This is a genomic window from Kitasatospora sp. NPDC088351 (assembly GCF_040685575.1).
GTDB lineage: Bacteria > Actinomycetota > Actinomycetes > Streptomycetales > Streptomycetaceae > Kitasatospora.
In genome coordinates, this window is the sequence record NZ_JBFBIL010000004.1 from 131,701 (window position 1) to 150,994 (window position 19,294).

Sequence of the window (19,294 nt, forward strand, 5' to 3'; positions counted from 1 at the left end):
GCGGCGGTCGGCCGGTCACAGCTCCGGCACCCCCAGTCCCTCCGCTCCTGGACCGGACTGGACGAGCGGGACGCCCAGCCGGTCGATCCACTCCCCCGCGACGGCGGCCCGGTGGACCTTGGCCACGGCGATCGCGGCGGCGTCGGCCGCCAGGTGCGCGCCGGCCGGGTAGAGGTTGCGGGCGTTGCGCAGACCGAACTTGACGTACATCGGGGCACCGGCGAGCACCAGGTCGGTCGTCTCGTGGCCGCGCACGACTCCGGCGAGCCAGTCCGGGGACTCGACGTAGAGGTCGATGGGGAGCGAGGTGACCGCCCGCAGTTCGGCCAGCTGGCCGAGGGTGATGTCGGACGGCACGTTGACGGTGTGCGCGCCGAGCCGGGCCAGCTGGCGCATGGCCACCGGGTTGGACGGTGCGATCAGCACCGAGGCCTTCCAGACCACGGACGCCGGGAGCTCCCCGGCCGTCTGGAGGCCGCTCAGCACCTCCAGCAGCCCCAGGTCGGAGACCAGGAAGCCGCGGATGCCCTGTTCGACGGCGCGCAGCACGTCCTCGACGGCGTAGCGGAGCTGGCGGGTACCGCGCAGCTGGCCCGCGAGCGCGGCGCCGTCGGCCGAGCGGGAGTGGTTGCCGGTGCCGTAGCCCTCGCGGGGGCCGACGAACAGCGAGACCTCGACGCCCCGGTCGGCGCCGATCCTGGCCATCTCGGCCAGTTCGGCCCGGGTGAGCAGCATGGCGCCGCTGCCCTGCGAGACGCGGTTGACGGTCACGCCGAGGGCGTCGCCCGCGTCGAGGGTGGCGCGCAGCACGTCCGGTCCCTCGACGCTGGGGATCTCCACCCGGTAGTGGGCGCCGTCGGGGAACCGGAGTTCGCTGGACGGCGGGACGGGTTCGGCGCTCAGGCCGAGTCCGGCGAGGATTTCGGTGCCCCTCATGCGCTGCCTTTCGGGTCGGTGACGGGTCATGTGGTGACGGGTCGTTCGGTAATGGCGGGCCGGTCTACGACGGGCGGTGCCGTGGTGACGCGCTCCGGCCCGGCGTCGGTCAGCAGGTAGGTGTCCTCGGCCTTGGCTCCGCCGGGGAGGCTGGGGTTCCAGGCCAGCGCGTGCCCGAGGGCGATCGGCTGGCGGTACCAGCGGCTGTCGGTCTGCCCGGGCGCGATCTCGAACTCCCGCTGGGCGTAACCGATCGGGCCGCCCTGGTAGTGCTGCCGCCAGCCGCCGGGGTGCCCGGCGGCGGTGTAGGCGCGGTCGAGGGCGGTGAGCGCGTCCCCGTAGCTGCGGCCGGGGCGGCTCGCGGCGAGCACCCCGGCCTCGATGGCGCGGACCGCGGTGCGGTCGGGGGCGTCCCCGGCGAACCGGGTCAGGGCGACGTGCAGTCCGCCCCGGCGGGCCACCAGGACCGCCATGACGGTGCGGTGCAACGGTGCGCCGACGGCCAGCGGGTGGCGGTGGCGCAGCCGTTCGTCGCCGCCGACGATCAGGACCGGCGCGTCGGCTCCGGCGCGTTCCACCCCGGCCGCGATCGCCGCCTGGACGTCGCGGTCCCGGTCGCCGGGCCGCCAGTCGTCCAGGGCGTCCTCGACGGCGGCCGTGGCGTCGGTACCGAGGGCGCGCAGGGCGTCCTGTTCGCCGGGGGTGAGTGCCAGCCGCAACGCCACGAGGTCGTCCGTGGCGTCGACGCCGAAGGCGGGGTGGCCGTCGGAGGCGATCAGCGCCGGGTCGTGGCCGGTGAACCGTGCGGCGGCGACCGCGGGGGCGGCCGGATCGTACCACGGGACGGCCCGCAACTCGCTGTCGGGATCGGGGTGTTCGGCGATGAGCCGGCCGTACTCGACCTCGGTGGTCAGCAGCAGGGCGGTGGTCGGGGTGACGACCGCCCAGAGGGTGTCGAACGGGGCCGTCCGGTCGATCGGGGGGTTCGGCCCGCCGGTGAGCCAGGCGACGGCCGGCGGCCGGGTGGCGACCAGCGCGGGCAGTTCCCGTTCGGCCAGCCAGGCCCGGACCCGGGCGAGTGCTTCGGTCAACACATCTGAGCCTGTTCTGTAGTGCAGAACCGCGTTCCAGTGAACGATGAAGAGCTAAGCAGCCCGCTTTCGTGATCGTCAAGGCTGCTATGCTGAATTAACAACCAACGTTCTGTAATGCAGAACATTTGAACCGCCGCCACGAGCTCAGCACACGACAGGCCGGCCGGCCCGACGCCACCACGGCGCCCGCACCCGTTGCACCGAGGAGACCGACCATGCGCACCCTTCGCGTCGACCGGCCGCACGCCGTCGCGCTCACCGACGCGCCCTCCCCCGCGGCGGACCCGGAGGCCGGCGAGCTCCTGGTCCGCCCGCGCGCGGTCGGCCTCTGCGGCACCGACCTGGAACTGGTGGACGGTGCCGTCGACCCCGCCTACGTCCGCTACCCGCTGGTGCTGGGCCACGAGTGGTCCGGCGTCCTGGCCGACGGCACCCCGGTGGTCGGCGAGGGCATCGTCCCGTGCGGGCGGTGCGCCGCCTGCGGGCGCGGCGCGACCAACCTCTGCGCGACCTACGACGAGATCGGCTTCACCCGGCCGGGCGCGGCCGCCGACGAACTGCTCGTCCCCGCCCGGCTGGTGCACCGGCTGGCGCCCGGCGTGGACCTGGCCGAGGCGGCGCTGGTCGAGCCGATGGCCGTGGTGCTGCGCGGCCTGCGCCGGGCCGCGCCCGAGCCGGGGCTGCGGGCGCTGGTGGTCGGCGACGGCACGATCGGCCTGCTCGCCGTCCATCTGCTGAGGCTCTGGTCCCCGGCGGAGGTCTGCCTGCTCGGCCGCCGCCCGGAGCAGGCCGGGCTCGCGGCGGCGGCCGGCGCGGACCGGTTCACCCTCGACCCCGAGGAGGCGGGCGGGGGCTACCAGCTGGTCGTGGAGGCGGCCGGCACACCCGAGGCGGTCGGGACGGCGCTCGGCGCGGCCGGGCGCGGCGGGACGGTCCTGCTGCTCGGCCTGGCCGGAACGGGCCGCACGGCCGCGTTTCCGATCGACGAGCTGGTCAACGGGGACCTCACCGTGCGCGGCAGCTTCGCCTACACCTCCGAGGTCTGGCGCGAGACGGTGGGCCTGCTCAACGCGGGCGAGGTCGCGCCCGGCTTCGTGATCACCCACCGCTTCCCGCTCGCCGAGGCCGCCGCCGCGCTGGCCACCCTGCGCGGCGGCGCGGGCCCCCGGGGAAAGGTGCTGCTGACGCTGCCTTAGCCGGGTGGCCGGACTTGGCGAAGCGCGGAAGGACGTACCGCGTGGGAGAATGAGGGGGATTGTTCCCGGCCGGTAGGCGGCGGGAGGAGCGGACATGGAGATCAAGCCGCAGGCGGCCGTCATCCCCAAGGACAACGACCAGTTCGAGCAGGGGAAATACGGCCCCGTTTATCCGAAGACACCGGCGTGTTATGGGTTCACCATCGTCGCGAAGGTCAAACCGGGCCGGGCTGACGCGATCCGTGAGCACGGCCACACCCTGGCCGAGGCGCTGGAGGGCGATCCACATCTTCTCGCACCGCTGAAACTGCACTACCTGCGCTGGGTGCTCTTCGACGACGACACGCGCTTCATGTACCAGGGGATCTTCGACACCGACTTCGACAAGTACACCGAGGACGCCGTCGCGCTTTTCAGCAAGGCCGGTGTGAGCACGGCCTTCGAGAACCTCGAAGGGTTCCCCGAGGACTGGCAGACCAACCCCGAGGCGTTCGTCAGGTTCGTGCGCGAACATCACTGCCCGAGCTTCATCGAGTACGGGGAGTACCCGTACGTGACGGCCGATGAGATCAAGAAGGCTCTGCGGATCAAGGATGCCCTGTCGGAGATGCTCGACCAGCTGCAGTGAGAACGGGCCGTCCCAAGCTTGTCCCACCGCGGATCGGAGACGAGATGAGCAAGGTCGGGACCGCGCGCACCTACAACCAGAACCACGTCCCGCGCGACTACACCCCGGGACGGCGACGGGTGAGCATCTACGTCTCGTGGAGCTATCCGGCCGAGGCGGGCAGAAATCCGGCTGAACTGGACAACCGGTTCTCCACGATGACGGAGGTCAGGCGGGTGGCGTGGCCTGCCTACGAGGACCCGAAGTGGTCCGACCCCTTGCGGTTCCAACAAGGCATCGCCGGCGCACTGGAATTGTTCTTCTGGGCCTGGGTGCCGTTCCAGCAGTTCGTCGAGGAGGTCACCGGGCACCCCGTCCCGGTGTATCAGCGCATCGATCAGGCCGGCTTCCGGACCCCGCTCGACGAGCGCGTACTGGCCGACACCGACACGCTGTTCGTGTTCGGGCTGGACCACATGGTCGCCGGGCAGGAGGCCCGGCCCGAGGAGGTCGAGGCACTGCGGGCCTTCCTCGGCCGAGAGGACGCCTGTCTGGTCCTGGGGCCTCACCATGACGTCGGGGCATCGGACGATCTGGCCGTGCGCGACCTGGAGTACCGCCATCACGGCGATCCCCTGGTCCCCCGCCAGCAGCGGTTCGCCACGTACGTCCGGGGCTTGATGCAGGGTCTCGGGGTGCCGGTCGAGAACCGCTACGGGCTGCGCCCCGCGGTGCGGGAGAAGAACAGGATCGCCCCGCTGTCCACGGTCGGGGACCTGGACGCGAAAGGGTGGCTGGAAGGGGTGACGAACTTCAACTTCCATCTGCACCTGCCGCACTACGCCGTGACCACCGACGAGCCGGATGTCATCCACGTGCTGGCCAGACAGCCGATCGACACCTCCAGGCCGCATCCGTTCACCGAGGCCGGCAACACCGAGTTCAACATGTTCCTGTGGATGCCTCCGAGCGGTGAGCAGGCCGGCGATGTGCTGCTGGCGGACTCCACGATCTTCAGTTCGCTGTTCGGCGGCGACGAGAGCCTGCGAAATTTCTGGCGGAACCTCGTCTCGAAGTAGTACCGCAGGGAGGCCAACCGTGAGCGGACCTACGCACGTCGCGTTGGAACTCGGCGATATTCAGCGCGGGGTTCTCAGTCCTCGGCCGACCCCCTACGCCGCGACGTACCTCGTGTTCCACATCGATGACCGGGCACACGGGCGGGAGTTGATACGGCGCGCGAGCGCGATGGTGGCCTCTGCCGCCGACTCGGTCAGCCCCCTGGGGGAAACCTGGCTCAGTGTCGCGGTCACCTGCCACGGTCTGGCGGCGCTGGGCGTGCCGCGCGCATCACTGGCCACCTTCGCCTGGGAGTTCCGGCAAGGGATGGCCGCCCGGGCCGAAGCGCTCAGCGATGTCGGCGAGAGCAGCCCCGAGAACTGGGAAGCGCCGCTGGGCACCTCGGATGTCCATGTGGTGCTCACCGCAGTAGCGCCTGACACCCCTCGGCTGAAGGCCGCCCTCGACCGGGCCCGCCCTGCGTACGACAGCCTTCCCGGGGTGACCGCGATCTGGCGACAGGACTGTCAGGCGCTGCCCACCGAGACCGAGCATTTCGGCTACCGCGACGGCATCAGCCATCCGGCCGTCGAAGGAAGCGGCATCGCCGGGTCGAACCAGCTGGAAGAACCTTTGAAGGCCGGGGAGTTCGTGCTCGGCTACCGGGACGAGATCGGCGGTGTCCGAACTCCGCAGCCGGAGGTGCTGGGACGCAACGGCAGCTACGCGGTCTTCCGAAAACTCCACCAGGAGGTCGCCGCGTTCCGGCGCTACCTGCGGGACAACGCCGACGGCCCCGAGGACGAGGAACTGCTCGCGGCCAAGATCATGGGACGCTGGCGCAGCGGAGCGCCCCTGGCGCTGTGTCCGCAGCACGACGACCCCGCGATCGGTGCCGACCCGCACCGCCGCAACACCTTCCTGTACGAGCGGGACGACCCGGCGGGATTCGTCACACCCGGCGGCTGCCACATCCGCCGGGCCAACCCCCGCGACGCCTCGGTGGCAGGACAGGTGCGACTGCACCGCATGATCAGACGCGGCACCGTCTACGGTCCTCCGCTGCCCGAGGGAGTTCTGGAGGACGACGGGGTCGACCGCGGCCTGATGTTCGCGTTCATCGGAGCCCACCTCGGGCGGCAGTTCGAGTTCGTGCAGTCGCAGTGGATGAACGACGGCGTCTTCTTCGGCGCGGGCAGCACCAAAGACCCCGTCACCGGCTCCCACGACGGCACCGCCGGCTTCACCGTCCCCCGGCGGCCGGTGCGACGCCGCCTTGCCCCCCTGCCGCGCTTCGTCGCCACCCGCGGCGGCGAGTACTGCTTCCTGCCGAGCCTGAGCGCCCTGCGCTGGCTCGGCGATCCCCAGGACTGAGAGGGCGGCGACGCGCGCTCCACCGCAAGGGGAAAGCCCCATGGACACCCTGCACATGCTGTTCAACGCCGTCACCGTGATCTTCATCGCGGCCACCATGTTCGCCGCCGGCCTGGGGGCCACCGTGGCGGCACTGCGTGGCGTCTTCGCCGGCATCCCGCTGCTGCTACTCGCGCTGCTCGCCAACCTGGTGGTCGTCCCACTGCTCGGCTGGGGCATCGGTGCGCTGTTCGGCCTCCCCTCGGCAGCGTTCATCGCACTCGTCCTTGTCGCTTCCTCCCCCGGCGGACCCTTCGGCGCGAAGCTGGCCATGGTGCAGAACGGCGACGTCAGCGCGGGCGCGGCGATGCAGGTGCTGCTCGCCGCCCTCGGCAGCCTCACCTTCGCCCCGACGGTCAACGGAATTCTCACCGCCGCCGAGGTCGGCGGGGGGATCTCCCTCGATGTCGCGGCGCTGGTGCGGACCGTGGCCCTCCTACAGCTCGTACCGTTCGTCATCGGCCTGCTGCTGCGCCGCTACGCGACGCCCACCGCGCGGTCGTGGCACCCCACGGCGGCCGCGGTCTCGAACGTGACATTCCTGATCGTGCTGGCGGGCATGCTGGTCGGCAACTGGAGTGGCGTCGTCGCACTCCTCGGCTCGCTCACCCTCCTCGCCGGTTTCCTGCTCGCAGCCGCCGCCTTCGCCGTCGGCACACTGCTGGCCACGGGTCCGCCGGTGCGCCGCACCACCATGGGCGGCGTCACCGCGGTACGCAACGCCGGGCCCGCCCTGGCCGCAATCGGCATCGCCTTCGGCGACCAGCCCGCCGTCCTGGGCGCGCTCGCCGCCGTCCTGCTCAGCGGTCTGGCAGCGGCCCTCCCGATCGCCACGGTGCTCAGCCGTCGGCGAAGCGGACCCACGGCAGCCGATGACACGCGCTGACCGGGGGATCGCTGTTCATGGCAGGCCGCCCTCCCCGTCTTCGGCCCGCCGGACCCGGCCGAAGGCCGGGGAACGTCGCCCGCCCGGCGGGATCCGCAGGAGGCACCCTGCCCTCACCCCACCGCCCGGCGCAGCGCGGCGGCGATCCCCGGGGCGGCGGCCAGCACCAGCTCCGCGTCCGGCGGGCCGCCGCCGGGGCCCTCGACGACGGCGCCCGCCTCGCGGGCGATCAGCGCGCCCGCCGCGTGGTCCCACGGGCCGAGGCCGCGTTCGTAGCAGCCGTCCAGCCGGCCGGCCGCGACCGCGCAGAGGTCGGCGCAGGCCGAACCGCTCATTCGCACGTCCCGTACCCCGGGGGCGAGCCGGCCGAGCACGGCCAGCTGTCCGGCGCGGGCCTCGCGGTCGTACGCCAGGCCGGTGCCGATCAGCGCCCGGTCCAGCCTGGTCTCCCCGCTCGCCCGCAGCGGCCGGCCGTCCAGGGTCGCGCCGCTCCCCCGGGCGGCGGCGAACACCTCCCCGGCCGGGAGCACCACCACCGCGCCGGCCTCGGCCGTCCACGCCTCGGGCGGCCCGCTCCCCACGGCCACGCTCACCGCGTACGGCACCGCCCGGTACAGGTAGTTGACCGTCCCGTCGATCGGGTCGACGATCCAGGTCAGCCCGCTACCGCCGGGCCGGTGTCCGCTCTCCTCGCCGAGGAAGCCGTCCCGCGGGCGGGCCGCGCGGAGCGCCTCGCGGATCAGCGTCTCGGCCTCGCGGTCGACGGCCGTCACCACGTCCAGCTCGGAGGCCTTGGTCGCGACCACGGAGACCGCCGCCACCCGTCTGCTCAGGACGAAGTCGGCTCCCCTTCGCGCCACCGCGGTCGCGAGCGTCAGCAGGTCCACGGACCCCTCCTAGAATGTTCGGCAGAGAAGAATTGGGTTCCATACAGCAGGACGGGGACAGCACAGCGATGGCGGACACCACGGAGACCGGCGAGAAGCGGACCTACGCGGTGGGGAGCGTGGTCAGGGCGCTGCGGCTGGTGGACCTGGTCGCCGAGGGCCCGGCCGAGGGGGTCACCCTCACCGAGCTCACCCGCGGCCTCGGCACCTCCAAGTCCACCGCCTACTCGCTGGCCCGCACCCTGGTCGACGCCGGCTATCTGCGCGACGTGCAGCCCGGCCCCCGCTACCGGCTCGGTATGGCGCTGGTGCGGCTCGGCGACCGGGCGTCCGCCGCGCACCCGCTGGCCGACGTGGTCAAACCGGCGCTGCACGAGCTGAGCCGGCAGACCGGGATGACGGCGCGCGCCGCGATCAACGACGACGGCTACCCGATGTTCATCGCCCGGGTCGACGCCCCGGGCACCATCCGCTTCCACACCCCGCTCGGCGTGCGCGAGCTGCCGCACACCTCGGCCGCCGGCAAGGTGATCCTCTCCCTGCTGCCGCCCGCGGTGACCGACCGCATCGCCGAGGAGACCGGCCTGCCCTTCCGCACCCGCAAGACCATCACCTCGGCGGCCGAGCTGCGGGCCGAGCTCGACCTGACCCGCGAACGCGGCTACGGCGTGGACGACGAGGAGGACTCCGACGGGGTGCTCTGCGTCGCCTCCCCGGTCTTCGACCACACCGGGACGGTGCTCGGCGCGCTCTCCGTCACCGGCCTCAAGGGCGACCAGTCGGTGCGCCAGATCACCGAGCTCGGCGGGGTGCTGGCCGAGGCCGCCGACCGGATCACCCGGGCGCTGGGCGGCCACCGGGCGCTCTAGCAGGGTGTCTATTTGATCCCCGACCGCAGGAAGCTGTTGATGAACTGCCGCTGCCCGATCAGGAACAGGGCGAGCAGCGGCGCCGTGACGATGACCGTACCGGCCGCCATCCGGGGCACGTCCAGGCCCGTCTCCGGGGCCAGGAACCGGACCAGGCCGACGGTCACCGGCCTGGTCTCGTCCGACACGGCGACGATCAGCGGCCAGAGGAAGTTGTTCCACTGGGTGGAGATCGACACCAGCGCGTACGCGACGATGCTCGGCTTGGCGGCCGGGACGAACACCTTCCACAGGATGCCCAGCCGGGAGGTGCCCTCGATCTGCGCCGCCTCCACCAGTTCGTCCGGCACCCCGAGGAACGCCTGGCGCAGGAAGAACACGCAGAACGCGCTGGCCACATAGGGCAGTCCCACCCCGGGCAGGGTGTCCAGCAGGCCGAAGCCGGCGATCGTCCGGTAGTTCTCCGACATCAGGACCTCGGGGAAGATCATGAGCTGGACCAGGACGAAGACGAACAGCGGTCCCCGCAGGGGGAATTCGAACCGGGCGAAGGCGTACGCGGCGAGCACCCCCACCACCAGCTGGGCGGCGGTGATCCCGGTGACCAGCAGCGCGGTGTTGAGGTAGTAGCGGCCGAACGGCGCGGCCTGCCAGGCCGAGGAGAGATCGGCGGTGCCCGACTCGAAGGCGCGGACGAAGACATAGAGCAGCGGGGCGGTCCAGAGCAGGCCGGCCAGCCACGCCAGCGCCGTCTCGACCCGGTCGGGCCAGCTGACGATACGGTCCACCTGGGGCTCCTAGCGGTAGTGGATCCGGCGGTCCAGCAGGCGGATCTGCAGGACGGCCAGGGCGACCAGGACGCCGATCACCAGCAGCGAGATCGCCGCGCCGTACTGCGGCCAGTGCTGGGCGAAGGTGACCCGGTAGATGTAGTAGAGGAGGAGGTTGCTGGAGTTGTCCGGGCCGCCCTGGGTCATCACGAAGACGAAGTCGACCATCTTGATGCTGTCGGCGAGCGCCACGATCGCCGCGAACAGCGTGGTCGGCATCAGCAGCGGGAAGGTCACCCGGCGGAAGTGCGTGAACCGGCCGGTGCCCTCCAGCCGGGAGGCCTCGTCCAGCTCGGGATCGATGGCCTGGAGCCCGGCCAGGTAGAAGATCATGAAGAACCCGGCCTCCTTCCACACCATCATCGCCATCAGGGACGGCAGCACCAGGGCGGTGTCGCCGAGCCAGTCCGGCCCGGTGATCCCGAACCAGCCCAGCACCTCGTTGATCACGCCGATGTTGGGCTGGTAGAAGTACAGCCAGATGACGGCGATCGCGACCACCGGCAGGATCGCCGGGGCGAACACGCCGGCCCGCAGCAGGGCCTTCCCGCGCAGCGCCCGCTGGAGCAGCACGGCGAGCAGCATGGCCAGCGCCAGCGAGACCGGGACGGTCAGCGCCGAGAACAGCAGGTTGTTGACCAGCGCCTTGCGGAAGACCTCGTCCTCGGCGAGGAAGCGGTAGTTGTCCAGGGTGGGCCCCTCGTCCCGGCGGTCCCGCAGGCTGCTGAGGACCGTCGAGACGAGCGGCTTCACCGTGAACAGGACGAGGAAGGCGAACGCGGGCACCAGCAGGGCGTACGCGAACACCTGGTCCGGGAGCCTGCGCGGCGCGGTGCGGGCTTTCACCGGTGGGTCTTCAGGATGGCGTCGATGTCGGACTGGGCCTTGTTCAGGGCCTGCCGCGGGTCGGCGCCCTTGAGCAGCACGGCCTGCAGGGCCGGTGCCAGGGTCTGGTAGACGACCCGGTCGCGGTCGGGCGTGGCCATCTCGGGGATGGCGTCGGCGACCGCGTCGTGCGGGGCCCTGGCCTGCGGGTGCTGCTTGAGGTAGGTCTGCATCGCCTCGGTGTTCCAGGCTGCTTCGGAGGTCGCGATGTAGCCGGACTTGATCGAGACGTCCGCGGCCCGCTCCGGCGTGGTGAGGAACCTGGCCAGGGTGACCGCGGCCTCCTGCTGCTTCCTGGAGACCCCCGCCTCGAACAGCATCAGGCTGCCGCCGCCGGTGGGCGCGCCCTTGCCGGCGCCCGCCGGGAGCGCGGAGACGCCCCAGTCGAACCCGGCCTTCTCCTGGATGGAGCCGATCCGCCCGGAGGTCGTCCACAGCATGCCGGTGGTGCCGGCCAGGAAGTCGTCGGTGGAGGTGCCCCAGGCGACCTCGGTGGTCGGGGCGATCTTCTGGGCGCCGAGCGAGGCCCAGAACTCCAGCGCCTTGACGTTCTGGTCGGAGTTGACGGTGACCTTGGTGCCGGCCCGGTCGCTGAGCGCGCCGTCGCCGCCGGCCTGCTGGACCAGCGCCTGGTAGAGCCAGTAGGCGGTGCCGGTCGAAGTCGGGACGAACAGGACCCACTTGGCGCCGGCCCCGCTCTGGACGGCCCTGGCGTCGGCAATCAGCTCGTCCCAGCTCGTCGGCGGCTTCTCGGGGTCGAGGCCGGCCTTCTTGAAGTAGTCCTTGTTCCAGTACTGGACGATGGTCGAGCGGGCGAACGGGACGCCCCAGACCTGGCCGTCCGCACCGACCGAGTTGGACATGAACTGCGGGTAGAAGCCGTCCTTCCACTTCTTGTCCGCGTCGCTGGTCAGGAAGGGGTTCCAGGCCGTCACGGCCTTGCGCTCGACCAGGTCGTGCATGAAGGACTGGTCCATGATGGCCAGTGCGGGCGCCTTCCTGGCGTCGATCGCGGTGTTGACGGCGGCCAGGGTCTGGTCGTAGTCGCCGGAGTAGACGCCCTTGACCTTGATCTCGGGGTGCTCCTTGGCGAAGTCCTTGAGGTAGCCGTCGATCAGCGCGCTGAGGGTGCCGACCTGGTCGGGGTAGTAGAAGTCGATGCTGACGGCGCCGTCCTTGCCGCCGTCACCGCCCGGGCCGCCGGAGGCGGAGGAACAGCCGGCGACCGCGGTGAGCGCGAGCGCCGCGGCGGCGAGCGCCCGGGTGCGGGGAGAGAGGGACACGGGTATCTCCTGATGCTCTGTACAGCCGAGGATCGGTGGAACTGGCGAGGGGAAGACGGGGGTTCAGCGCGGGACGCCGGCCGGCCGGCGGACGTCGAGGCGGGCTCCCGTCCGGCGGTCGAAGAGGTGGCAGGCGGCGTACCGGGCGCCGAGGCGGTCGCCGCCGGGGCGGTGCTCGTCGGCGCGGACCCTGACCTGGACGGTGCGGCCGCCGACCCGGAAGGCGATCAGCCGGTCCGCGCCGAGGAGTTCGTCCCGGATCCGGACGGCCGGCAGGGTCAGCTCGCCCGGGCCCGGCGTCAGGTCCTCCGGGCGGATGCCGAGGACCAGTTCCTCGGGCAGCCCGTCCGGCAGGCCCCTGAGCAGGGCGGCGGCCTCGATCCGGAGGGGACCGTCGGCGGCGGTGCTGTCGACAGCGGTGCCGCCCCCGCCGGGACCGCCGAGCAGCAGCGCGGTGCCGTCCCGGCGGACGTCGAGCAGGTTCATCGGCGGGGAACCGATGAAGGACGCGACCCGGGTGGAGGCCGGGCGGGCGTACAGCTCCTCGGGGGCGGCGATCTGGTCGATGCCGCCGTCCCGCATGACGATCACCCGGTCGGCCATGGTCATCGCCTCGACCTGGTCGTGGGTGACGTACAGGACGGTCAGCCCGAGGCGCTGCTGGAGCTCGCGCAGCTCGGTGCGCATGTCCGCCCGGAGGCGGGCGTCCAGGTTGGACAACGGCTCGTCCATCAGGACGAGTTCGGCCCCGCTGACCAGGGCCCGCCCGAGCGCGACCCGCTGGCGCTGGCCGCCGGAGAGCTGGGCGGGGCGGCGGTTCAGCTGCTCCTCCAGGCGCAGCTGCCGGGCCGCCTCGGCCAGCCGCGCCGTCCGCTCGGCCTTCGGCACCCGGCGGGACCGGAGGCCGAAGAGGATGTTCTCGGCGACCGAGAGGTGCGGGAAGAGCGCGTAGTTCTGGAAGACCATCGCCAGCCCGCGTTCGGCGGCGGGCACCCGGGTGACCGAGCGGCCGCCGATCCTGAGGTCGCCGCCGTCCGCGCGTTCCAGGCCGGCCACGATGCGCAGGGTGGTGGACTTGCCGCAGCCGCTCGGGCCGAGCAGGGCGGCGAACTCGCCGCTGGGCACGGTGAAGTCGATCCCGGTCAGGGCCTGGTGGCGGACTCCCCTGGCACCCTGGTAGGTCTTCGAGATCTGCTCCAGTACCACGTCTGGCATGCCTGCCGGCCTTTCAAGTTCTGTGATTCCGAACATTGATCTGCGTGTCTGAACATGGTGGCGCGCCACCCGGTCGTGGCGGCGGCGCGCCGGTGACCTGCCGATGAAATGCGGATTGCCGCGTGGATCAGCCGGTCTTGGTGTAGTGCTGGAGGTAGAGGAAGATCGACTTCCAGCCGGAGCCGACGTGCACGATGTGCAGCTGGCCGCCCGACGGGCCGAGGTCCCAGGCGGCGATGCCCTGCACCTCGTCACCCGGCTCGGCGTCCTGGTGGAACTCGTAGGCGACCTGGCCGGAGACCGGGTCGATCGAGAAGACGGACTTGCCGCTGTCGTCGACCGAGGCGTAGAGCCTGCCCTGCCACATGGCCGCGCCCTGGATCCGGCTCAGCGGCTGGGACAGGGTGACGGTCTTCACCACCGGCAGGGTGCTGCCGGCCGGCAGGCCGAGCAGGTCGGACAGGCTGTAGGCGACCAGCTTGGCGGTGCCGTCCGCGGTGTTCTGCGACCACGGCGCGGTGTAGACCAGGCCCGCCGCGGCGTCCACCGCGACCCACGGCACGCCGCCCGGCATCTGCGCGAGCGGCAGCTGGAGGTAGCGGCCGGTGTAGCTGAGGTCGCTCGCGTCGTAGAGCGCCAGCACCGGGTGCTGGTAGCCGTTCTTGCCGTCCTCGATCGGCGCGATCACATAGCCGCCGTAGTACTCGAGGTCGCCGATGTGGTCGCTCTTGAACGAGGAGCCGAGCGCCGACGGGATCGGGAAGGTGGAGGAGGCCACCTCGTGGTCGTTGGAGATGGTCGCCTTCACCATCCCGCCCGGGCCCGCGTAGTAGAAGTACGTGCCGTCGGTCGCCACACCCTGTCCGCGCTCCAGCGCGTTGAATCCGGTCCACCGGTAGTACTGCGACGTCCGCGTCCAACTCGCGGCCTGCGCGGGGGTCGCCGCCGCGACGGCCACGGCCGCCACGAGGGCGGCGCTGATGCTGATCCGGCCCAGCTTCACTGCCACTCACCTCTACTGTTCTCGATTGTTCGGGATAGCAGAACGGCGTTCCTTATCGCCAAGAGGATTACAACAGGGGCGTTCCGACAGGGTCAATGGGCGGAAGGTGAACGTCAGATGTCACCGGCCGAGGGGGCGCGGACACGGAAAAGCCCCGGGTGCCGCGCCTCCCCCCGTGAGGAGGCGCGACACCCGGGGCCTTGGGCCGGGCGGGTGCGGTCAGCCGTTGCGGGCCGCTTCGGGACCGGTGATCCGCCGGAGCAGCGGGAGGGTCGAGGCGATGATCCCGAGCGAGGCGACCAGCCCGAGGACGACCAGGACGAAGTACGTCGCGCCCGGGGAGACCAGGTCGTAGCTCATCTGCGACTTGAGGAACATCGCCGCCGCCCCGAAGCCCGTCCCGGTCGCGATCGCGGCCACCACCAGCAGCGGCAGCGCGCTCTCCAGCCCGATCACCCGTTGCAGCAGCCGCAGCGGTGCCCCGGTGAGCCGCAGCATCGCGAACGGCCGCCTGCGGTCGGAGAGACCCGCGACCACGCTCACCGCGAGGCTGCAGCCCGCGATGGGCAGGGTGGCGAGCAGCACCACGTTCGCCAGCTGGCGCCAGCCCGCCATCTGCCGCTGCTGCTCGGAGCCCCAGTCGCCGACCGTCCGGGACATGTAGTGCGGGTAGGCGCGGGTGAGGACGGTCCTGGTCTGCTCCATGGCCGCCGTCGAGCCGTCGGTGGTCGCGTAGATCATCTGGACCGGCAGCCGGCCGAGGGCCTCGGGGGTGATCGGCGCGGCGGGCCACTCCGTGTCGGCCTGCGACCGCAGGTCGAGGAACGCGTACAGCGGGATGGCCGCGGCACTCGCGCCGGCCGGGCAGTGGCCGACCACCGGAATCCGGGCCAGGTCCGAGCAGAGCACCAGGCCGGGCGCGAAGGGGCGGGGGTCCGCCGGGTCCTTCGCGATCTTGTCCGGGTTGGCGTGCACCACCGCCAGGCCCTCGGCCCCCGGGACGGCCCGGACGTCCGCCAGGACGCGGTCGGGTACGGCGTCCGTCATCGGCGGTTCGTCCACCATGGCGCCGTGCTCCACCGCGGTCCGGGTCAGCGGATCACCGGCCAGCGAGCCCCGGTTCTCGTTGATGGTGCCGATGATGCAGACGGTCGCGGTGGTGACGAAGAGGGCGAGGACCAGGCCGCTGACCGAGCGGAAGCCCGCCTTGGGGTCGTCCGCGAGCCGCCGGACGGCGATCAGCGTGGCGGGGCGGCTGGTGCGCAGGGCCACGGCCCGGGCGGCGGCCATGGTCAGCCAGGGCCCCGCGACCACCAGGCCCAGCATGACCACCAGGAAGCCGGTGAGGTAGGCCGCCGTCTGCCCGTCGGTGGTCTCCGGGCGGCGGTCGACGAACCAGGCGAGTTCGGCGAGGCCGCCCAGCAGCGGGACCAGCCGCCAGGCCCGGGGCGGACGCGGGGTCACCCGGCGGGAGACGCCCAGCGGCGAGATGGTCACCCGGCGCAGCGCGAACCGGGCCGCGACCGCCGCCGCCACCGGGACGCCCAGGACGGTCCCCAGTACCTGGACCGCGGTCAGGGTCAGGTCGCCGGTGAAGAACCGTTCTCCGGTGAACGGCACGGTGGCGACCACCGGGCGCAGCAGGAAGAAGAGCGCGAAGCCGACGGCCGTCCCGGCGACGGCGGCCACCGTGGACTCCACCGCGGAGATCACCGACACCTGCCGGGGGGTGGCGCCGACCAGACGCATCGCGGCGAACCGCTGCTCGCGGGTGGCCGCGGAGAGGCGGGTCGCGGTGCCGATGAAGATGAGCACCGGGAAGATCAGCGCGCCGGCCACGACGGAGAGGATGAGCGTCATGGCGTCGCCCCGGACGCCACCGCCCGGGCAGTCGTTGTCGCAGGCCGCGGGGAGCGTGGTGGCGATGGTGGTGACGGTCCTGGCCTCGGGCTGGGCCCTGACCTCCTCCGGGGTGCGGCCGATGACGGCGACCAGCGAGTCCGGGGACTGCAGGGCCTCGTCACCGAGGGTGCCGGCCAGCCGGCCGGGGAAGCGGTCGGCCAGCTCGACGGCCGGGGTCTCGCGCAGCAGCTTGGCGAGGGCCGGCGAGGCGTAGTACTCGCCGGGTGCCGGCACCGCGGCCAGGCCCGGCGGGACGGGCGCGGTCGGCCCGGTGGCGGCGACGTCCACCTCGAAGAGCCTGACGCCGTCGTAGTAGTCGGCGTGGGTCCGCCACCAGAGCGGGTCCACCGCCGCCGTCTCGGTGCGGGCGGCCGCCCCGGTGTTGTACCAGAGCACCCGGTCGTTGGCCTTGTCGACGGCGTTGATGCTGGCGAGCGTGGAGAGCAGCATGCCGACGCCGATGGCCACGGCGGCGGCGATGACGATCAGCCGGGCGATGGCCTCCCGGCCTCCGCTGACGGCGAGGCGGAGCGCGAACTCGATCACGAGGCGACCCGTCCGGCCGAGAGCGAGGTGGCCTTCCCGTCCCGGACGATCGACTCGCGGTCGGCGTAGGCGGCGACCCGGGGCTCGTGGGTGACCAGGATGACGGTGGTGCCCTGTTCGCGGGCGGCGCCGACCATCAGCTCCATCACCTGCTCGCCGGTGAGCGAGTCCAGCGCGCCGGTCGGCTCGTCGGCGAAGAGCACCTGCGGGCGGGCGACCAGGCCGCGGGCGAGCGCGACCCGCTGTGCCTGACCGCCCGACAGCTCGCCGGAGCGGCGCCGCTCCAGGCCGTCCAGGCCGAGCCGGGCGAACCAGGGCCGGGCCTCGGCGAGGGCCGCCGTACGGCGGGTGCCGCCGAGCAGCAGCGGCAGGGCCACGTTCTCCTCGGCCGTCAACTCGGGGACGAGCTGGCCGAACTGGAAGACGAAACCGAACCGGTCGCGCCGCAGGGCGCTGCGCTGGGCCTCGTTCATGGTGTCGATCCGCTGCCCGTCGAAGTGGACCTCCCCCGCGTCGGGGACGAGGATGCCTGCCAGGCAGTGCAGTAACGTCGACTTGCCGGAGCCGCTCGGGCCCATGATGGCGAGCACCTCGCCGGCGTCGACGGCCAGACCGGCGCCGCGCAGGGCGGGCGTCTCGCCGAAGGCGAGTTCGATGTCGCGGGCCTCGATCAGGTGGGTCATGACCGAACCGCCTCGGCGAGCGCGTCCAGCCTGGCGGTGGTCAGGTCGATCCAGCGCAGGTCGGCCTCCAGGTGGAACAGTCCGTGGTCGGCGAGCAGGGCGTCGACGAGCGCGCCCGTGCGCCGCAGTTCGGTCAGCTCGCGCATCCGCCGCAGGTGGGCGGCGCGCTGGGTGTCGAGGTACAGCTCGGCGTCGCGGCCGAGCATCAGGGCCAGGACGACCTTGGTGAAGAGCACCGTCTGAAGATTGGGCTCGGGCGACACCGGCTCGGTGAGCCAGGTCTCGAACTCCGTCACCCCGGCTTCGGTGATGACGTAGCGCTTGCGGTCGGGACCGTCACCGGGCTCCGCCTCGGCGGGCACGACCTTGCCGTCCCGGGCCAGTCGGCCGAGCGTGGCATAGACCTGGCCGTACGGCAGGGGCTTGCCCCGCCCGAAGAAGGCGTCGTAGTCGCGCTTGAGGTCGTAGCCATGGCTCGGCTCTCGCTCCAGCAGGCCCAGAAGGGTCAAAGGAACACTCATGAGCTGACCATACACCAGACGTATACTTCGAGTGTATAGCTGGCGAGAATAGTCCGCTGAGCTGCTCGAACATCGATCAGGAGGCGGTCAGGAGGCGATCAGGGCCGGCTGGGCGCTGACGCACGGGAGCGGCCGGGCCGGGCGGGACATGCGTGAGCAGGGGACGGCCCCACGTCCGCCCCCTGCTCCACACCGCGGCCCGGCGAGCCCCCACAGCAGGCCGGACCTCGCCGCGTCCCGGCAACAAGAGGACGCGGCCGGGACCAGCCTGCCCTGCCACCCCCTCCCCCGCCGAGGGCCGAACGTCCCTGTCGTCAGGCCGCCGGTCCCGGTACGGGACCGGCCGGTACGGTCCGCTCAGCCCTTGTGCGCGGACCGGGAGCGGAGAGAGATTGGATGCCGAAGCCCGGCGAACACCCCGGAGGAGCACGCATCGTGTCCAGCACACCCCGCCCGACCCGGGCCGCGTCGCTGCCGCGGCGGGCGGGCCGGCACCTGCGACGGGCCCTCGGCGCCCGCCGCGATCCGCTCGTCCGACCGCTGGACCGGTCCCGCAGCCGGGCGTGGGCCGCGGCGCTCCTGGGCCTGCTCCTCGCGCTGTCCGCCGCCGTCGGCGCCGCGCTGCTCTCCTTCCACGCCGCCGACCATGACGCCTCGGCGGACCGCGCCCGGCTGCACCGGGTCGACGCCGTCCTGCTCACCGCGGCCCGGCCCGGCAACGCCGCGAACAGCCGCTGGGCGGGCGGCTACGAGAGCCGGGCCGACGTCACCGTCTCCTGGACGTACCCCGACGGGCAGCAGCACACCGGCCGGGCCGAGGCGCCCCGCTCCGCCACCGCCGGGTCCACCGTCACCGTCTGGGTGGACGACGACGGCGGACGGGCCGACCCCCCGGCCACCCGGGTCGGCGTCGCGGTCGAGGCGGTCTGCACCGGCCTCTCCGGCTTCGCCGCCCTCGCCGCCGCGCTCGGCGGCGGCCTCGCACTGCGGCTGCGCGCCCTCGACCGGCGGGCCGACCAGGAGTGGCAGCGGTCCTGGGCCCGCCTGGAACCGCTCTGGAGCGGCCGCGGCAGCCGCAGCCCGGGCGGCCCTCAGGAGGGCTGAGCTGCGCCCATGGCCGATTCACCCGCAGCCGCGAGCCGCCGCCCCACCCTTGAGCTGCCGGCCGAACTCGTCGACTGGGTCAGGGCGTTCGCGGAGATCTCGCACCGCACGGTGGAGCAGGTCGTCGAGGTCACGTCACCGTCGAACGGTGACACCGGCCGCACGGCCAAACGCCGCCGGCACTCGCAGTACGGGGCGCCCGTGTACCTGCTGGTGGACCGCCAGGAACGCGATTGCACGCTGTTCTCCCAGCCCGGGAAGCTCGGCTACACGCACGTGGAGGGGCCGCACCCGTTCGGGACTCCCGTGCACCTGCCGGAGCCCTTCGGCCTCAGCCTCGACACCGGCGGGTTCTGACGGCGTCCGACCGTCGGA

Annotated in this window: 18 protein-coding genes and 1 pseudogene; 8 read left to right on the forward strand and 11 right to left on the reverse strand. The window is 72.4% G+C overall.

Annotation, left to right across the window (positions count from 1 at the left end):
* Positions 1-15: 15 nt before the first annotated feature.
* Together AB0P06_RS04695 and AB0P06_RS04700 are read right to left on the reverse strand one after the other, a co-directional pair.
* Positions 16-936, reverse strand: coding sequence for a hypothetical protein (locus tag AB0P06_RS04695; RefSeq protein ID WP_363605059.1), 921 nt, complete (start codon positions 934-936; stop codon positions 16-18).
* A 26-nt stretch (positions 937-962) separates the two neighbouring features.
* Positions 963-2,027 carry an aminopeptidase P family N-terminal domain-containing protein gene (locus AB0P06_RS04700; RefSeq protein WP_363605060.1) on the reverse strand — a complete coding sequence of 355 codons (1,065 nt, stop codon included), beginning with the start codon at positions 2,025-2,027 and terminating at the stop codon, positions 963-965.
* Between the two features lie 218 nt (positions 2,028-2,245).
* Between AB0P06_RS04700 and AB0P06_RS04705 the strand changes: the two genes are divergently transcribed.
* From AB0P06_RS04705 to AB0P06_RS04725, 5 genes are all read left to right on the forward strand, one after another.
* A complete protein-coding gene (locus AB0P06_RS04705; protein ID WP_363605062.1) occupies positions 2,246-3,226 on the forward strand; it encodes an alcohol dehydrogenase catalytic domain-containing protein in 981 nt (326 codons plus the stop codon).
* Between the two features lie 94 nt (positions 3,227-3,320).
* Positions 3,321-3,854, forward strand: a complete 534-nt coding sequence (locus AB0P06_RS04710; protein ID WP_363605064.1) for a hypothetical protein — start codon at positions 3,321-3,323, stop codon at positions 3,852-3,854.
* Between the two features lie 44 nt (positions 3,855-3,898).
* Complete coding sequence (locus AB0P06_RS04715; RefSeq protein WP_363605066.1) at positions 3,899-4,912, forward strand: hypothetical protein; 1,014 nt, start codon at positions 3,899-3,901, stop codon at positions 4,910-4,912.
* Positions 4,913-4,931: 19 nt separating this feature from the next.
* Positions 4,932-6,266, forward strand: a complete 1,335-nt coding sequence (locus tag AB0P06_RS04720; protein WP_363605067.1) for a Dyp-type peroxidase — start codon at positions 4,932-4,934, stop codon at positions 6,264-6,266.
* Positions 6,267-6,306: 40 nt separating this feature from the next.
* The gene (locus tag AB0P06_RS04725) at positions 6,307-7,191 is read left to right on the forward strand and encodes a hypothetical protein (protein WP_363605068.1); all 885 of its coding nucleotides are present in this window, start codon (positions 6,307-6,309) and stop codon (positions 7,189-7,191) included.
* Positions 7,192-7,304: 113 nt separating this feature from the next.
* Here AB0P06_RS04725 and AB0P06_RS04730 read toward each other — a convergent pair whose 3' ends face one another.
* On the reverse strand, positions 7,305-8,078 hold the full coding sequence (locus tag AB0P06_RS04730; protein WP_363605069.1) for an inositol monophosphatase family protein: 774 nt from the start codon (positions 8,076-8,078) through the stop codon (positions 7,305-7,307).
* A 68-nt stretch (positions 8,079-8,146) separates the two neighbouring features.
* Here AB0P06_RS04730 and AB0P06_RS04735 point away from each other — a divergent pair, with 68 nt between their 5' ends.
* Positions 8,147-8,947, forward strand: a complete 801-nt coding sequence (locus AB0P06_RS04735; protein WP_363605070.1) for an IclR family transcriptional regulator — start codon at positions 8,147-8,149, stop codon at positions 8,945-8,947.
* An 8-nt stretch (positions 8,948-8,955) separates the two neighbouring features.
* Here the strand turns inward: AB0P06_RS04735 and AB0P06_RS04740 are convergent, their stop codons facing one another.
* From AB0P06_RS04740 to AB0P06_RS04775, 8 genes are all read right to left on the reverse strand, one after another.
* Positions 8,956-9,735, reverse strand: coding sequence for a carbohydrate ABC transporter permease (locus AB0P06_RS04740; protein ID WP_363605071.1), 780 nt, complete (start codon positions 9,733-9,735; stop codon positions 8,956-8,958).
* A gap of 9 nt (positions 9,736-9,744) precedes the next feature.
* Positions 9,745-10,623: a sugar ABC transporter permease gene (locus AB0P06_RS04745; protein WP_363605072.1), complete on the reverse strand. Its 879-nt coding sequence runs from the start codon at positions 10,621-10,623 to the stop codon at positions 9,745-9,747.
* The gene (locus AB0P06_RS04750; RefSeq protein ID WP_363605073.1) at positions 10,620-11,945 is read right to left on the reverse strand and encodes an ABC transporter substrate-binding protein; all 1,326 of its coding nucleotides are present in this window, start codon (positions 11,943-11,945) and stop codon (positions 10,620-10,622) included. The genes AB0P06_RS04745 and AB0P06_RS04750 overlap by 4 nt, the downstream gene beginning before the upstream one ends.
* 63 nt (positions 11,946-12,008) lie before the next feature.
* Positions 12,009-13,160 (reverse strand): ATP-binding cassette domain-containing protein, encoded by a 1,152-nt coding sequence (locus AB0P06_RS04755; RefSeq protein WP_363605074.1) that lies wholly within the window; start codon positions 13,158-13,160, stop codon positions 12,009-12,011.
* A 127-nt stretch (positions 13,161-13,287) separates the two neighbouring features.
* Positions 13,288-14,169: a hypothetical protein gene (locus tag AB0P06_RS04760; protein ID WP_363605075.1), complete on the reverse strand. Its 882-nt coding sequence runs from the start codon at positions 14,167-14,169 to the stop codon at positions 13,288-13,290.
* Between the two features lie 213 nt (positions 14,170-14,382).
* The gene (locus AB0P06_RS04765) at positions 14,383-16,611 is read right to left on the reverse strand and encodes an FtsX-like permease family protein (RefSeq protein WP_363605077.1); all 2,229 of its coding nucleotides are present in this window, start codon (positions 16,609-16,611) and stop codon (positions 14,383-14,385) included.
* Positions 16,608-17,294, reverse strand: coding sequence for an ABC transporter ATP-binding protein (locus AB0P06_RS04770; RefSeq protein ID WP_363605078.1), 687 nt, complete (start codon positions 17,292-17,294; stop codon positions 16,608-16,610). The genes AB0P06_RS04765 and AB0P06_RS04770 overlap by 4 nt, the downstream gene beginning before the upstream one ends.
* Positions 17,291-17,815, reverse strand: a complete 525-nt coding sequence (locus AB0P06_RS04775) for a PadR family transcriptional regulator (RefSeq protein WP_363605080.1) — start codon at positions 17,813-17,815, stop codon at positions 17,291-17,293. Before AB0P06_RS04775 ends, AB0P06_RS04770 begins: the two co-directional genes overlap by 4 nt.
* A 435-nt stretch (positions 17,816-18,250) precedes the next feature.
* Here AB0P06_RS04775 and AB0P06_RS04780 point away from each other — a divergent pair, with 435 nt between their 5' ends.
* Together AB0P06_RS04780 and AB0P06_RS04785 are read left to right on the forward strand one after the other, a co-directional pair.
* Positions 18,251-18,919, forward strand: coding sequence for a hypothetical protein (locus AB0P06_RS04780; protein ID WP_363605081.1), 669 nt, complete (start codon positions 18,251-18,253; stop codon positions 18,917-18,919).
* A gap of 105 nt (positions 18,920-19,024) precedes the next feature.
* A pseudogene (locus AB0P06_RS04785) lies at positions 19,025-19,276 on the forward strand (Uma2 family endonuclease); the annotation flags it as partial.
* Between the last annotated feature and the right edge of the window lie 18 nt (positions 19,277-19,294).